Below are 13,409 nucleotides of genomic sequence, written 5' to 3'. Positions count from 1 at the left end.
GGCGTCGACGTGATGCCGAGATGGGTCGGCGGGTGACGTCCGCTGGGGTGGTGTATTGACGGCCACTCGGTGATCTCGAGGCCCGCCGGACTCACCGCGGTTCTGAAGCGGCAACTGGGCGGGGACAGGCCGCGGTTCGGGCCGGGCGATCGGGCGTTCCTGGCGGCGTTGCTGCACCAGGTTCCGCGCGATGCGCTGCGTCGACTGCGGTTGCTCGTGCGCCCCGACACGGTGCTGCGATGGCACCGCGACCTGGTCGCGCGCCGCCACGCGGCCCGTTCTCGGCCGAAGCGTCGGGCCGGCCACGCACTGTGCACTCCATCCCGGTCCTGTTCTGCGCCTGGCGCGGGAGGACCCCACGTGGGGCTACAGGAGGATGCACGGCGAACTGCTTGTCTGGGGATCAAGGTGGCCGCTTTCACGGTATGGGAGATCCTGCGGGATGCCGGGATCGGCCCGGCGCCCGAACGGAGTTGAAGCACGTGGGCAGACTCTTTTCATTCCCAGGCCGAGGCGCTGCTGGCGTGCGATTTCTTCGAGACGGTCACCCTGACTGGAGCGCGGCTGTACGTGTTTGCAGTGATCGAGCATGCCAACCGCCGGATTCGGATCCTGGGCGCGACCGCGCACCCGTCGGGAGCCTGGGTGGTGCAGGTCGCGAAAAATCTCGTCATGGACCTGGAGGACACGGGCTGCCGAGCAAGGTTCTTGATCCGGGACAGGGACGGCAAGTTCCCTGAGTTGTTCGACGCCGTGTTGAAGGGTGCGGGCATCGAGGTCGTGCTCAGCGGAGTCCAGATGCCGCGAATGAACTCGATTATGGAGAGGTGGGTGCAGACCTGTCGGTGTGAGCTGCTGGACCGCACGTTGATCTGGAACCGGCGCCACGTCTGCCACGTTCTGCGGGAGTTCGAGCGGTTCTACAACTCCTATAGGCCCCATCAGGCATCGCCAACGCCCGTCCGCTCCGGCCACTGCCTGTCCGGCTCGCTGATCCGGAGCAGATAGCCCGCCTCGACATACGGAAACGCCGACGCCTGGGATGTGTCCTCCACGAATACGAACTTGCCGCGTGACGTGCGCGGACGAGGTTCTCGGCAAGCGCAGGCCCGACATCCTCCGCTGACGTTCAGTCGGGCATGGGGCAGCGCTGTGGTGGCTGGGTTCCGCCGCTGCGGCAGGATCAAGGACTTCTCAGCGTGCGTCCTGGGCGAAGGCGGCTTCCGCGGCACGGGCACGCAGGTTCTCCAGGGTGGCCGCCTGGCTGCCGGCCCGCTCCAGGAGGCTGTGCAGTTGGCGGGCCAGGTCTTCAGCGAGGTCGGGGATCATGGCCAGGCCTCGCCACAGACACGCTTTGCCTTCCACTCCCAGTTGCAGGGATTCCAGCTCGACCAGGGTGTTCAGTCGGGTGCGGCCCAGTGCGCTGCCGTGGGGCATGAGGCGGGCGAGTTTCTCGCCGAGCCAGCCGGCGCCGATCTTGTAGTGCTTCACCGGGACGGCCAGCTCGGACATGATGTCCAGGAGGGCGGAACGGTCCTGGTCGATCTCTTGAGCCAGATCATCCAGCGTCTCGCCGAGCGTGTGCGGCGCCGAGCGCTCGGCCTCAGCCAGGTGGCGGCAGAGCGCCACGCCGGCCGTGGCCCCGGCCAGGTGGTCATTGAGGTACAGAGCCAGCAGCGTTTCCCCGTCCTGTTGACCGTGTTCTTGCGTCGTCGTGGATTTGGCGAGGTCTTTCACGGCTTCTCCTCTCGTGCCCCGGTCGGGTCGTGCCAGGGCGTGGCCCGGGGCTTACACGGCACGGTGCCCCTGTGCCCATCTTCCGATCCGCGGGCCGTCGGCGCCCGCCCGAAGCCGCGGAGAAGCCCTCCCGGTACAGCCCGGCATGGCCGGGCTGTACTCACGGGGCGGGTCAGGGTGGCGGTCAGTCCAATGAGGAGGATGTCGAGTCCGCGTTCGAGTTCGGCGGCGCCGTCGTAGGCGGCGGAAGCTGTGTCGTCAGGAGATCGTCCGCTCGACGACCCAGCGGAAGACGCCCAGACCGGTGCCGTGCGGTTGACCGCGTTCGGCGATCACAGGGCGGATGCCACGTGCCCGCACCAGGCGCCGGTATGTGTCGTGGTCGTAGCCGCGGTCGGCGAAGAGCAGGTCGGGCCGATGCCGTGGCCGGCCGACGACCCCGCCGATGGCGGGGATCTTGTCGAGCAGGGGCAGCAACTGCGTGACGTCGTTGCGGTTTCCACCGGTCAGCGACACCGCGAGCGGGATTCCCTGCCCGTCGGTGATGACGTGGTGCTTGCGGCCCGGTCGGGCAAAAGCGGTCCCAGTCCGGTCTCGACCGCACCGCGGATTCCGCTTACGGGCAGGATCCCCGCTTCCGCCCGGCTGCCCACGGTCTTGTGCGCTGCTGCTTCCCTCCCCGGAGGTCGGGACGGGGTGACGTCACAGAGAGACGGGCATATTGTCCCTATATGGGTGACGCACGGTGCGGCTGGTGCGGTGCGCGGCTGTCGGGTTCTGCTGCCCGCGGACGCCGGTACTGCAGGCCGGCGCACCGGCAGGCGGCTTGGCGGGCCCGGCGCCGTTGGCGGGAGGCAGAGCCCGCGCGGAAGGGGGTGGCCGCGGCCGGTGAGCTCCTGTTGCTGCACGTCACAAGCGTCGCGCGGCTGCCCGTGGAGCCGCCCCGCCCGGGTTCGCCCGTGCGCTGGAACTGCGCTGCCGTGGCCCGGGTGTCTGATCTGGCCGGACAGCTGGTCCGCGCGGCGGTGCTGGCGGATCGGCAGGCCGGGGCGAGCTGGGCACAGATCGGTGCGGGGCTGGGGATCAGCGCGGAGGCGGCCCGCAGCCGCTTCGGGCGCAGCCGCAGGCCCGCGCCTGCCGGTCGGGACGGGTGACGGCCATGCGGGTCCCTGCTGTCCCTGCAAGTGCTGCCGGCCCCGGAAAGGAGCTGCTGGATGCGGTCCTGGCCGAGGTCATGCGGGATACCGGCGCATCGGTGGGACTGGTGTTTCTGCTGCCGCCGGGGGAGCGGGTGCTGCGGCTGGTGCTCGCTTCCGGGATGTCCCGGAAGATCGCCGCTCCCTGGGCCCGTGTTCCCGTCAATGCGGCGATCCCGGTGGCGGACGCCGTGCGCCAGCGGCGCCTGGTCTGGCTGGGCAGCCAGGAGGAGATCGCCCGCCGCTACCCCCGGGTCGGCATCGTCCTGCCATACGACTTCAGGGTCGCCGCAGCCCCGATCACCGACGGCACCACCGCGTGGGGCGGCATCGTGCTGCTGTGGCCCGTCGGGCACCCGGCGCAGCTCAGTGCGGCCGAGCAGGAGACGATCACCGCCTGCTGCCGGCGCGCGGCACCGCTCTTGCAACAGGCTGCCGAGAGCGGCCGTCCGCTGGAGTTCGCCGACGAACCCCGCCTGCTGCCTGCGCCGCACTCCCGCGAGGCCGACTTGGCCCAGGCCGTGGCCGCCCTGAACTGTACCGAGCGGTTGCCCGTGGGCTGCTGCGCACTCGACCTGGACGGCCGACTCACCTACATCAACCCCGCCGGCGCCGAACTGGTCGGTTCCGGTGCCGCCTCCCTGCTGGGCAAACGCCCATGGGAGGTACTTCCGTGGCTGCACGACCCGGTGTTCGAAGACCGCTACCGAGAGGCGGCGGTCTCCCGGCAGCCCACCTCCTTCACCGCCAGGCGCCCACCCGACATCCGGCTGTCCTTCCAGCTCTACCCGCACGACAGCGGCATCAGCGTCCACATCACCCCCACCGCCGGGAATCCGACCGCCACGGCGGCCAAGGCCGCGGCCACTTCACCCGCCGGGCTCGTCGGCGCGACTGGGCTATACCACCTGACCCACCTTGCCACCGCCCTTGCCGAGGCCGTCAGCGTGCAGGACGTGGTCGAACTTGCCGCCGACCAGATCGTGCCGGCCTTCGGCCCGAAGGCGCTGGCTCTTCTCACGGTGGACGACGGACGGCTGCGCATCACCGGCTACCGCGGCTACAGCCCGGAACTGATGGACCGCTTCGACGCGTCCCCCCTGACCTCTGACACCCCCGCCGCACATGTCATCACCACAGGTGCCGCCAGCTTCTTCGCCACCTTCGCCGACCTCAGGAGGGCCTACCCCCCTGCCGTTCTCCAGGACGAGATGGCAGCCTGGGCCTTCCTCCCCCTGATCGTGTCAGGACGCCCGGTCGGCTCCCTGGTCCTCGCCTACGACCAGCCTCGCCCCTTCCCGCCCGCCGAGCGGGCCATGCTCACGTCAGTGAACGGCCTGATCGCCCAGGCCCTGGACCGCGCCCGCCTCTACGACGCCAACCACACCCTCGCCCACACCCTGCAGACCGGACTGCTGCCCCACACACTGCCGCGCCTCCCCGGCTTTGATGTCGCCGCCCGCTACCGGCCAGCCGGGTACGGCATGGACATCGGCGGCGACTTCTACGACCTCATCGTCTCCACACCCACTACGGCCGCCGCGGTGATCGGCGACGTGCAAGGCCACAACACCACCGCCGCCGCCCTCATGGGGCAGGTCCGCACCGCCGTCCACGCTTACGCCGCCACCGCCGGCGCCTCCCCCGGCGTGGTCCTCGCCTGCACCAACCGCCTCCTGGTCGACCTCGACCCCGGCCTGTTCGCCAGCTGCCTCATCGCTCACCTCGACCACACCCACCACCGTGCCCTTCTCGCCACGGCCGGACACCCCCCTGCCCTGCTCCGTCACCCCGACCGGCACACCGACATCCTCCGCGTGCCGCCAGGGCTGCTGCTGGGCATCGACCTGGACGCCAACTACCCCACCACCGAGATCCCCCTCCCTCCCGGCAGCGTCCTCGCCCTGTACACCGACGGACTCGTCGAAACCCCCGGCATCGACATCGACGACGCCACCAACACGCTCGCCGGCCACCTGGCAGCAGCGGAACACGAGAACCTCGACGCCCTCGCCGATGCCCTCCTCCACCACGCCGAACAATCCGCGCCCCGCTATGACGACATCGCCCTGCTTCTCATCCGCCCGCACGACGGACCATGAGCGCGAACTGTGACGCGCCCGCCGTCAGCGCCTGCCGCACCCGGGGCGGGACTGCTCCGCCGCATCAGGCCGCCCGTGCTCGCGGGCGGCCTGCGCCATTGCTGCCCGCCGTGTCGGGTTTGTTAGCAGCGGACCGGGTGCGTCAGTCAGCCGGTCAGAGGCGACCTCACCGACGAGCGCGACGGCCGCTCCGGCCTCCTCCAGATGCCGGGCATTGTGGGCCTGTTCGTTGCCTGCCGACGAGGCGAGCGGAAACCGTTTCCTACGTGGACTTCGGCAGCCCCGGCCGCCCGCTGGTCGCCCTGCACGGGCACATGTCCAAGGTCCTGTCGTACGCCGAGTTCGCCGCCCGTCTCGCCCCGGAGTGGCGGGTCATAGCCGGCAACGCGGGCGCGCGGGCAAATCATTCTTCCGTTGCGGACTGGGCCACGCTCACTGCGAACGATGACGAGAGCCCGATTTTGGCCCTACGGGTGATGCGGCGGCCATGAGGGTGACAGCGGCATCATCCAGGCCCGGGTGCTTCGACGACTCAGCGGCGGGGCAGCAAGATGAACCCGGAGGCGTCCTTGGGACGACTCACGCGCGGTGGACCGGTGGACCTGCCTGATCGTCGCCGCCCACACCCAACTCCGCCTCGCCAGGCCGCTGGCCGCGGACCTCCGCCGCCCCTGGGAGAAGCCAGCTGAGCCCGGCCAGCTCATCCCCGCCCGGTCCGCCGAGGGTTCAGGAACCTTCGCCCGAACCTGCCCTGCCCGGCCCGCGCACCGAAACCCAACCAGCCCGGCCCCGGCCGACCGCCGGGGTTGAGGTTCCCCGCCACCCGCTACGACGTGGGTAAAACGGTCAGACTGCCCGAGACCATCGCCGAACGTGATCAGGCCAGCCCCTAAAGAACAAGCTCAGCGGGCGGTTAAGGCCGCGAAGATCGGCTCACCAGGCACAGGCTGAGCCTCCTGGAGCCGGGCTATGACCTGGCGGCGCGTACGAGCCGGTTGTACTCCAGGTCGGACCGGCTCATGGCGTCAATGGAAAGGTCGACGCCGCCAAGCTGATTTCTGAGGGCGACGTACACCGCGGCGTACGCTGACATCTGCTCGGGACTGATGCCTTGGGGCGACCAGGAGATCAGGACGGTGGCCTCTCTGCGACTGCCGTCCCGGTCGGCGAAGGGCAGTTCATAGGCCACGAGGCGTGGATCGGACGGCAGGGCTTTGAGGAGTTCGTCGTGGGTCAGGCTTCCCTCGAAGTCCAGGATGAGGGTGTCCAGGCTGTCGTTGAGCCGATAGAGCACGGTGGTGATGTGGCGGCTGGTTTTGAGCTTGTTGAAGGCGTCGATGCACCGGTCTTCCACTGAGATGGCACTGGTCACGACGACACCTTCCGCTCATGGGCTGGACGTTCGGAGAGCTCAACGAACGCTTGACCAGGAGGTTGTGGACGGGGGGCCGTTCGGCAGTACTAGGGCCTGTCCGGAGTTGTGATCACGCGGCGGGAAAAAGGGATGAGCGGGATCGCGATCGGGCTGCTGGCTTTCAGTCGACCGCGATCCCGTCCGAGGAGGTGAGACCCATGAACGCCGTATCCATGTGGGTGCTCCCCCTTGCCGTCACGGCCGGCGATTGACGTAGGTGTCGCCGGGAGCGCCTCGACAACAAGGCACTCCCGAAAGGCAACACCTATGCGCGTCGAGCGGCATGCTCGAACGCGACTTCACCGTGGGCGGCATCCCTGGCGTCCTCTGGTCGCCGGCCTCCAATGCGGCCGATCGCGCGCCCCTGATCCTGATGGCCCACGGCGGCGGCAACCACAAGAAGCACCCGGCGATGTCCGGCCGCGCCCAGCGCCTCGTGACCGGCTGCGGCTTCCACGTCGCCGTCATCGACGCGCCCGGTCACGGCGACCGGGCGCGTACGGCGCACGACGTGGCGGAAATCGCCGAGCTGTTCCGGGCGAGGGCGGCGGGCGAGCCGAAAGGTCCGATCGTGGTGCGCTACAACGACCACTTGGGGGAGCTCGCTGTGCCCGAGTACCAGGCGACACTGGATGACCTCCAGGAACTTCCGGAGATCAGCACCGACGGGCTGGTCGGCTTCTGGGGCATCAACATGGGCACCGCGATCGGCGTACCGTTCGTGGCGATCGAACCCAGGATCACCGCCGCGGTCTTCGGTCAGCACTGGCCCGATGTCCTGGCCGAGAAGGCGAAGCAGATCACCATTCCGGTCGAGTTCGACATGCAGTGGCATGACGAGCACATCTCGCGCGAGGAGGGTCTCGCGCTGTTCGACGCCTTCGCCTCGAAGGAGAAGTCGTTGCACGTGAACTCGGGCAAGCACAAGGAGCTGCCTCGGTTCGAGGCCGACAGCGCGGTCCGGTTCTTCGCCAGGCACCTCGGTGGAGCGGTCACCGCGTCGGTCTGACCTGAGCGGTCGCGGCGTCAGGCTTGCCAGCCGGGCGCCTTCGGTGGCGTTCCGCGCCGGCCTGCGGCCACCCTTGACCGGCCGGACCAGCCCCAACGACCGCGGGCTATCGGGCGGCCCGGGAAATCAGCGTTCCATCTGGGCGAGGACGCTCGTGGCGAGCTGGCCCAAGAGATCCGCGGGATCGTCGTACACGGCCGCGGCCCCCGCTTCTTCGAGGTCCGCACGCGGGATGCCGCCGCACAGCAGGGCGACGGCGCGCACACCTGCCGAGGCGGCCGCTTTCATGTCCCAGACCGTGTCCCCGACGAACACCGCATCGGAAGCGTCCGTCTCTGCCAGTTCCAGCGCACGGTGAACCGGATCGGGGGCCGGCTTGCCCTCGGCCACATCGTCCGCACTCGCCACCCCCACGATCACGTCGTCCGCGTCGATGGCCCGGCGCAGCGCCTTCAGCTCCGGTCCACCGGCTGAGGTGGCGAGGACGACGCTCCACCCCCGGCCGGCCAGTTCCCTGAGCAGATCCTGGGTTCCTTTGAGCGGCGGTAGCCGGTCGAAGTACGTTCCGTACAACGCGGTGTGCGCGGCGCTGAGCCGCGCGTCCTGGTCCTGGTCACGGTCCTCGCCCAGGAGATGTGCGAGCAGGTCGTCGGAGCTGAGGCCGATCGCGCGGTGGACGTCATGCATCGTGACGTCGTGTCCGGCCTGTCGCAGCGCCTCCCACCACGTGACCACGTGCAGGTGGTTGGTGTCGACGAGCGTGCCGTCGACGTCGAACAGAGCCGCGCGCGCCATATGTCCCACGTCCCTAGGTACGTCGTGTTCACAACCCTCGGCCGCGAAGCAGGTCTGCTTCCGCTGTCCGCTGATCGTCGAGAGCTTGCCTTGGCACACTGCATGTGCCGTGACCCTTTTTGATTTCTTCCTGTTCCACGGCACTCCCACACCACGTAAATCGCACGTCGGGAAGTTGCGCACGCCGGTCCCCAGCGCGTGAGACGGCCGCAGGCGGCACGGCGTGTCATACCCGCATCCGCACACACCACAGGCTTCGAAAGCCGTGCGCGCCGCCTGCGCGGCCCGCTCTGGTTGAACAACCGTCGTTCCTTGCCGGGCCCGGTACTGTGCCCCCAGGGGACGGCGGTGTCAGCCGGTACCGTTCGGGTGCAGTACGACCTTCGTCCAGCCGTCGTCGCGGGCGTCGAAGTGCTCGTACGCCGCAGCGGCCTCATCGAGGTGCAGCTCGTGCGAGACCAGGAACCCCGGCTCCGCCTTGCCGCCCGCGATGAGGTCGCGCAGCGCCCGGTTATACCGCTTCACCGGTGCCTGCCCCGTGCCGACCTTCTGGCCCTTGAACCACATCATGCCGAAATCGATCGGCACCTTGCCCTTGGCCTCGAGCTCTCCCTGCGCTTCGGCCCCGCCCGGATCCTCGGGGAGGAAGACGCCCACGACACCGAGAGCGCCGGTGAACCGGACCGCGTCGATCAGCCCGTTCATCGCCAGCGCGGCGTCCTCGTGCCCCTGCGGATCGTGCGCCTGGTAGCCGACGCACTCGCAGCCGTTGTCGGCGCCCAGCCCCAGCGTCGCTTCCTTGACGACCTCGGACGGGTCCTGGTCTGCTGTATTGATCGGGATCGCGCCGATCTCCTCTGCGAGCCGCAGCCGGTCCGGGTGGTGATCAGCCACCCACACCCGGCCGGCGCCCCTGAGTATCGCGGAGTATGCCGCCATCAGTCCTACCGGACCGGCGCCGAAGACGACGGTCTGGTCGCCGGGCTTGACGCCTGCCATCTCGGTGGCGTGATAGCCGGTGGGGAAGATGTCGGCCAGCATCACGTAGTCCAACTGGCGCTCTGCGGCGTCCTCACCCAGCCGCAGGGCGTTGAAGTCGCCGTACGGGACACGCAGAAACTCGGCCTGGCCGCCCTGGTACGGGCCCATGTCGGCGAATCCGAAGGCGGCTCCGGCAAGGGCCGGTTCCGGTTGCATGGTCAGGCAGTAGTTGGTCAGGCCCTGCTCGCACTGCTTGCAGAAACCGCACGCGATGTTGAACGGCAGGCACACGTAGTCGCCGACCTTGACCTTGGTGACGGCGGAGCCGACCTCGACGACCTGACCCAGGTTCTCGTGGCCCAGCGTGCGGCCGGTCTCGAACGACGTGCGGCCTTCGTACATGTGCAGGTCGGAGCCGCAGATGTTGGTGCTCGTGATCCTCACGAGGATGTCGCCGGGATGCTCGATCTTCGCGTCCGGTACGTCCTTCACCGCAATTGTGCGGGGTCCTTCGTACACCGCTGCCTTCATGATCAAACCCCTCTTCGCCGTTACGCGCGAGCGCCATTGCCGCTTGCGCTTGGCGGCCGGTAGTCGACGGCACCGCCGGCGGTCGTGCTCTGCCGTCGTTTGGGGGCGTCAGCGCTCCCTCGCGCGCCCCCTTCTCTCCCTCCACCGTCCCACCCGCCCTGGCCGGGCGCCACTCTCCGGCGGGTGGGCGGCAGCACTCTTGGGTGAACGCAGAGTTTTCAGGTCTGCCTCGGCCTCCAGGAGGTCGGCCGGCCGCGCGCAACCGGCCAGTACCCGTATGGTCTGGCGCCAACGCGCTGCCTCGCGGTGCCGTCCGAGCCGAGTCGAGATCGACCGCAGTCGCTACCGCGGTGCAGGAGCTTGGTATGTCAGGACTGCCGGATGAGGCAGAAAGGGTGTCCGGCGGGATCGGAGAACACCCGGAAGTCACGTTTTCCGCCGTCGTCCTCGAGATCGAGGGGACGCGCGCCCAATGCGATGACCTTCTGCTGTGCCGCGTCGATGTCCTCGACGGCGAGGTCGAGGTGGAGTTGTTGAGAGTCGTGATCGGCGGCGGGCCAGTCGGGCGGCTTGAGGTCCGGCGCGAGCTGGAAGGACATGCGCTGACCAGCTGGCGGCCGGAGATCGACCCAGCTGCCGTCTCCCTTGAAGTCATCGATATCGCCGCCCAGCACGGCGGCGTAGAACTCGGCGAGCTGCCGTGGCTGCGGACAGTCCACGACGACAGTCAGCATGGTGGCGAATCCCATCGTTCTCGTCCTTCCTCGGTCGGGGCGCCGCACCGGGGCGCAGAGGATCGAGTGCCCAGGCGGATGTGCGTAAACCCGGGGGACGCTCTCTCTGGCGCCGGTCACATCGGGATGGGGGCAGCGCTGCCCTTCGGTCAGGTCCTGTCGTCGGGTGCAGAGGGCAGTTGCTGATCCGGGACGACGTGGACCGCGGCTTCCTCGGCGCCGGCGGCCCCGCCGTCGACGCCTTGGTCCGTGGCGACGGCTTCGTTGGTGGTGGAGGCGTGGGCACCTTCGTCCGGGGCCACGAGCCGGCCCGCCCGGTCCGCGCCGGCCTCCCGATCCACGGGTTCGCCTTCGCCATTGGGCAGGTCCCCGATGCCGTCCCCTTCTGGCTCGTGCGCGTCGGGCACCTCCTGCCGCAACCGCTCCTCGAGCGTCTCGCCGTCGTGCTGCTCAGCGGCCGTGGTGCCGGTCCGTGTGACACCCAGTGGCTTCTCCGGAGGCGAATACCCCTCGTCGAGCCTGTCGTCGTAGGTGCGCTCGTCCACGGCATCTTCGAGATCCAGTGGTGCCGCGTCTGCCTGCTCCTCATTGCTTCCAGTCGGTTGGTAGGCGTCGTCAGCCATGTTTTGGTCGCTCATGACTACCTCGCGATTCGGTGGTCCGGGGGGTGCGATCCGGCAGTGGGCGCTTCGCCTCGATCGCCGTGGGCCGGTGTCCCGCGGCGACAAACCATGAGAGACGCCCTTTCGGTGAGCGTGGGCCGGTCGCCCCGACAATCAACTCCTGGTCCAGCCGTCAAGCCGTTGGCCTGCATCGACCTGAAGATGATCGGAGAGGCGCGACCGGCCCACACCATGGGCATCGCCAGGACGGGCCCTGGGACATTGCCGAACTCCGTCATCACGACACTCCTCATCGAGACGTATGGGCTCCTCACCCGAGTGGCCCAGGGGCGCGTGAGGAAACGCGCCCGCCGCGCGCACCTCCACATGTGGGCGGGCGGCAACAGCCTGGCGCTCGATCGTCACCGTAGGTGCGTAGATGGTCGTACACAGGGCAGCGCACAGGGCCGGACAGGACTGCTGTTGCAGCGCTCGCTCCGTTGGCGTGACCTGGATAGCGATGTTTCCACGTCATCCGAGGCAAGGACGAAAAGATGCCCCGAGGTTCTAGCGCCAAGCGGGAACGCCAGTACGAGCACGTCAAGGAGAGCGCCGAAGACCGCGGAGAGTCGAAGGGGCGGGCGAAGGAGATCGCCGCCCGGACGGTCAACAAGGAACGCGCGCGGTCGGGGGAGTCGAAGTCGGCCAGCAAAACCTCCACACACGACAAGAAGTCAGCCTCGCAGCGTGGAGGCGAACGCTCGCACAGCGGTGCGCAGGGACCGACGAGGGATCAGCTCTACGAGGAGGCGAAGAAGCGTCACATCGACGGGCGCTCGTCGATGAACAAGCAGGAGTTGCGAAAGGCTCTCGGCCGCTGACGCGCGGGCATCGTGTGCCGCCGTTGCTCCCAATTTCGTCTGGTTGCAACCGGCGGCCGTAGGAATGCCGGCTTGAGCCGGCCGGGGCCGCGCGCCCGAGGGGCTCCCGCCCACTGGGACGGCATCACCGGCCACAGCACGCCGTTAATGCCGGACGCGCCTAGGCTGGTTGGAGCGCAAAAGTGAAATCGGAGGTCAGCATGGTCGCCCTCGGTGTAATTCTTCTGGTCATCGGCTTTGTCACGGGAATCAGCATCCTGTGGACCATCGGCGTCATCCTCGTCGTCATCGGAGCCATCCTCTGGATCATGGGAGCGGTCGGACACTCCGTCGGCGGACGCAAGCATTACTGGTAACGAGCACGTCATCACGGGGAGCGCGGCAGGCGTGGTGGGGGCTTCAACCCGCCACCGTAGAAGGAGGCCAGATCATGGCTAAGGAGCCAAAGTCATCCCAACCCTCGCACGGCGAGGGCCCAGGCCCGCATAAGGGCACCAAACAGCACGGTTGGGCTCCCGATGTCGACGAGACCCGGCAGCAGGACAACCCGAGCGCCCACCGCTCCTTCCACCCCGACCAGCACGCCCCCGCCAAGGACCCCGGGCGCGAGCATTCCAAAAAGGAGGCCGGGAACCCGCATGGCAAGCCCGTGAAAAGCAGTGGGCGCCGCGGCGAGGACCAGAGCAAGGCCGACAGGGACGAGAAGGGTATGCACGACACCGGCCCCCGGGGGCGCTCCCAGCGCCCCAGCGGAACCAAGGACGCATCCGCCTCCACCGGTGTCGACCCCAAGGACCCGCCAGGCACGCGCAGCGCAGGCTGAACATCGCGACCGGATCCGCTGTCCATGTTCTGCGGCGGCGCCCCCTACTCCCCGGAACAGTGTGACGACTTCGCAAAGAGCAGGAGTGCCGTGCCCAAGTCGATTTGAAGGCGCCCGCGCTCGACGTCCCCGGATGGACCGTTCCCGATGCGCGGTTTGACGTGCAGGCGCGGGCGGAACTGCGCTCGGCGAGGGTGGCGGCGATGCAGGCCCGTCCGGGTAGCGGACCGTGCTGGTGCTGCGGGTGCTGGAGTTCACCGCAGCTGAGGCCGTCGAAATCTGGGACCGTCCAGGGTCGCGGCGGTCAACAGGATGCTGCAACACGCACGTGCCGCTGTCGCGGGTGCCGGTGACCTCGATGCGGTGTCCGAACCGAACGACCCCGCGGTGCGGTCGGGGTTCAGCGTTACGTCCGGCGATTACGGGATACCAACACCGCCATCAGCAACAACACCGGGAACTCCGGCGGCGGGATGAGCACGGCATTAGGCCGCGCACCCGGCCTCAGTATCGAGGAGTGGGCGGTCGGTCGGCCTCTTCTGACCGCAGGTCGTACGAGGTGAACCTGGAACCCGAGGAGTTTTGGACGCGAGGGCTTCGGCAA

Annotated in this window: 13 protein-coding genes and 4 pseudogenes; 9 read left to right on the top strand and 8 right to left on the bottom strand. The window is 68.7% G+C overall.

The genetic code is table 11. The features are described 5' to 3' along the window. Positions 1–42 precede the first annotated feature (42 nt). Positions 43–1,076: pseudogene (locus OG574_RS09400) on the top strand (integrase core domain-containing protein). 118 nt (positions 1,077–1,194) lie between these two features. Here OG574_RS09400 and OG574_RS09395 read toward each other — a convergent pair. Beyond that, positions 1,195–1,737 carry a hypothetical protein gene (locus OG574_RS09395; protein ID WP_326772762.1) on the bottom strand — a complete coding sequence of 181 codons (543 nt, stop codon included), beginning with the start codon at positions 1,735–1,737 and terminating at the stop codon, positions 1,195–1,197. A 261-nt stretch (positions 1,738–1,998) separates the two neighbouring features. Continuing rightward, positions 1,999–2,331, bottom strand: a pseudogene (locus OG574_RS09390) (transposase); the annotation flags it as partial. Positions 2,332–2,636: 305 nt separating this feature from the next. On the opposite strand from OG574_RS09390, the gene OG574_RS09385 reads away from it, so the two are divergent. Both OG574_RS09385 and OG574_RS09380 read left to right on the top strand, forming a co-directional pair. Next, the gene (locus OG574_RS09385; protein WP_326772761.1) at positions 2,637–2,891 is read left to right on the top strand and encodes a hypothetical protein; all 255 of its coding nucleotides are present in this window, start codon (positions 2,637–2,639) and stop codon (positions 2,889–2,891) included. A 5-nt stretch (positions 2,892–2,896) separates the two neighbouring features. Continuing rightward, on the top strand, positions 2,897–5,035 hold the full coding sequence (locus OG574_RS09380; protein WP_326772760.1) for a SpoIIE family protein phosphatase: 2,139 nt from the start codon (positions 2,897–2,899) through the stop codon (positions 5,033–5,035). Between the two features lie 24 nt (positions 5,036–5,059). On the opposite strand, the pseudogene OG574_RS09375 reads toward OG574_RS09380, so the two are convergent. Further along, positions 5,060–5,287, bottom strand: a pseudogene (locus OG574_RS09375) (glycosyltransferase); the annotation flags it as partial. A 14-nt stretch (positions 5,288–5,301) separates the two neighbouring features. On the opposite strand from OG574_RS09375, the gene OG574_RS09370 reads away from it, so the two are divergent. After that, positions 5,302–5,526 carry an alpha/beta fold hydrolase gene (locus tag OG574_RS09370; protein ID WP_326772759.1) on the top strand — a complete coding sequence of 75 codons (225 nt, stop codon included), beginning with the start codon at positions 5,302–5,304 and terminating at the stop codon, positions 5,524–5,526. 94 nt (positions 5,527–5,620) lie between these two features. Beyond that, positions 5,621–5,928 (top strand): annotated as a pseudogene (locus OG574_RS09365) (NF041680 family putative transposase); the annotation flags it as partial. A gap of 74 nt (positions 5,929–6,002) precedes the next feature. Here the strand turns inward: OG574_RS09365 and OG574_RS09360 are convergent. Further along, entirely contained in the window at positions 6,003–6,407 is a 405-nt protein-coding gene (locus tag OG574_RS09360) for a hypothetical protein (protein ID WP_326772758.1), read from the bottom strand. Positions 6,408–6,732: 325 nt separating this feature from the next. Here OG574_RS09360 and OG574_RS09355 point away from each other — a divergent pair, with 325 nt between their 5' ends. Next, complete coding sequence (locus OG574_RS09355; protein ID WP_326772757.1) at positions 6,733–7,458, top strand: alpha/beta hydrolase; 726 nt, start codon at positions 6,733–6,735, stop codon at positions 7,456–7,458. Positions 7,459–7,584: 126 nt separating this feature from the next. On the opposite strand, the gene OG574_RS09350 is transcribed toward OG574_RS09355, so the two are convergent. The 4 genes from OG574_RS09350 to OG574_RS09335 all read right to left on the bottom strand — a co-directional run bounded on the left by OG574_RS09350 (position 7,585) and on the right by OG574_RS09335 (position 11,137). Then, positions 7,585–8,253: an HAD family hydrolase gene (locus OG574_RS09350; protein WP_326772756.1), complete on the bottom strand. Its 669-nt coding sequence runs from the start codon at positions 8,251–8,253 to the stop codon at positions 7,585–7,587. Between the two features lie 351 nt (positions 8,254–8,604). Beyond that, positions 8,605–9,765, bottom strand: a complete 1,161-nt coding sequence (locus OG574_RS09345; protein WP_326772755.1) for a glutathione-independent formaldehyde dehydrogenase — start codon at positions 9,763–9,765, stop codon at positions 8,605–8,607. Between the two features lie 368 nt (positions 9,766–10,133). Next, the gene (locus tag OG574_RS09340) at positions 10,134–10,514 is read right to left on the bottom strand and encodes a VOC family protein (protein WP_326772754.1); all 381 of its coding nucleotides are present in this window, start codon (positions 10,512–10,514) and stop codon (positions 10,134–10,136) included. A 134-nt stretch (positions 10,515–10,648) separates the two neighbouring features. Further along, a complete protein-coding gene (locus OG574_RS09335; protein ID WP_326772753.1) occupies positions 10,649–11,137 on the bottom strand; it encodes a DUF5709 domain-containing protein in 489 nt (162 codons plus the stop codon). Positions 11,138–11,655: 518 nt separating this feature from the next. Here OG574_RS09335 and OG574_RS09330 point away from each other — a divergent pair. The 3 genes from OG574_RS09330 (at position 11,656) to OG574_RS09320 (ending at position 12,805) form a co-directional block, all read left to right on the top strand. Next, positions 11,656–11,982: a plasmid stabilization protein gene (locus OG574_RS09330; RefSeq protein ID WP_326772752.1), complete on the top strand. Its 327-nt coding sequence runs from the start codon at positions 11,656–11,658 to the stop codon at positions 11,980–11,982. Positions 11,983–12,182: 200 nt separating this feature from the next. Next, the gene (locus OG574_RS09325) at positions 12,183–12,338 is read left to right on the top strand and encodes a DUF6131 family protein (RefSeq protein WP_227291662.1); all 156 of its coding nucleotides are present in this window, start codon (positions 12,183–12,185) and stop codon (positions 12,336–12,338) included. A gap of 74 nt (positions 12,339–12,412) precedes the next feature. Further along, complete coding sequence (locus tag OG574_RS09320) at positions 12,413–12,805, top strand: hypothetical protein (RefSeq protein ID WP_326772751.1); 393 nt, start codon at positions 12,413–12,415, stop codon at positions 12,803–12,805. Positions 12,806–13,409: the final 604 nt, after the last annotated feature.

The organism is Streptomyces sp. NBC_01445, assembly GCF_035918235.1.
Lineage (GTDB): Bacteria > Actinomycetota > Actinomycetes > Streptomycetales > Streptomycetaceae > Streptomyces.
The sequence above is the reverse complement of the archived record's forward strand: the minus strand, read 5'-3'. Positions and strand labels throughout refer to the sequence as shown.

Bases quoted from the DNA above. Each gene is read 5' to 3' on its own strand.
- OG574_RS09380 (WP_326772760.1), top strand. From the start codon at position 2,897: ATGCGGGTCCCTGCTGTCCCTGCAAGTGCTGCCGGCCCCGGAAAGGAG.
- OG574_RS09355 (WP_326772757.1), top strand. From the start codon at position 6,733: ATGCTCGAACGCGACTTCACCGTGGGCGGCATCCCTGGCGTCCTCTGG.
- OG574_RS09350 (WP_326772756.1), bottom strand. From the start codon at position 8,253: ATGGCGCGCGCGGCTCTGTTCGACGTCGACGGCACGCTCGTCGACACC.
- OG574_RS09345 (WP_326772755.1), bottom strand. From the start codon at position 9,765: ATGAAGGCAGCGGTGTACGAAGGACCCCGCACAATTGCGGTGAAGGAC.
- OG574_RS09340 (WP_326772754.1), bottom strand. From the start codon at position 10,514: ATGGGATTCGCCACCATGCTGACTGTCGTCGTGGACTGTCCGCAGCCA.
- OG574_RS09335 (WP_326772753.1), bottom strand. From the start codon at position 11,137: ATGAGCGACCAAAACATGGCTGACGACGCCTACCAACCGACTGGAAGC.
- OG574_RS09330 (WP_326772752.1), top strand. From the start codon at position 11,656: ATGCCCCGAGGTTCTAGCGCCAAGCGGGAACGCCAGTACGAGCACGTC.
- OG574_RS09325 (WP_227291662.1), top strand. From the start codon at position 12,183: ATGGTCGCCCTCGGTGTAATTCTTCTGGTCATCGGCTTTGTCACGGGA.
- OG574_RS09320 (WP_326772751.1), top strand. From the start codon at position 12,413: ATGGCTAAGGAGCCAAAGTCATCCCAACCCTCGCACGGCGAGGGCCCA.